General features: G+C 61.7%; 1 protein-coding gene. It reads right to left on the bottom strand.

All coding sequences use genetic code 11. The features are described 5' to 3' along the window. A partial coding sequence (locus PROAA_RS13420; RefSeq protein WP_245664280.1) for a phospholipase D-like domain-containing protein occupies positions 1–590 on the bottom strand: 590 nt, incomplete at both ends.

The raw sequence follows: 590 nt of genomic DNA, 5'->3' as shown, positions 1-590 counted from the left end.
ATTGTCGGGTACGAAGTACGGCGTCACTGCCAGGATTCGCCACTGCGAGGTAAAGCAGGCCGAGACCAGCAGGGTGAACAGCGTATCGTCCGGCTGGTCCGGACCGCTCGCCACCAACTGGGCCATCGCTCCGGAAACGGGTGACGGTGTCGCAGAAACAGCCACCTCCGGCGCCGGGCGTTCTGTCGCAAAAGCCCAATCCTGTTCGAACTGGGACTGGGCTTGTCTGGCGAGCTCTCCGTGCAGATCAAAGCTCAAATCAACCCACGGCTTACGGCCAAGAATCGGACGAGGATCGCCTTCGAAATACTCGGCTGCAAGATTTCTTCCGCCGCACCACAAGTGCATGCCATCCGCGATGACCATCTTGCGGTGGTTGCGCAGATTGGTACGTCCGCGTTTGGGCGAGCGCAACGGCGGAACGAACCGAACCACTTCCACACCTGCCTGCGCGAAGCCGTCCAAATCCGGGTAGCCGCCCAGATAGATGCCGATGCCGTCGATCAGCAGCCGGACCCTGACTCCGCCACGAGCGGCCTGCTTGAGCCGTTCGGCGATTTCGTCGCCGAGAACATCGCGCCCGAACACAA

The sequence above is a fragment of the Candidatus Propionivibrio aalborgensis genome (assembly GCF_900089945.1).
Classification (GTDB): domain Bacteria; phylum Pseudomonadota; class Gammaproteobacteria; order Burkholderiales; family Rhodocyclaceae; genus Propionivibrio; species Propionivibrio aalborgensis.
Note: the sequence above shows the minus strand (reverse complement) of the source record. Positions and strands in the feature narration are given on the sequence as shown.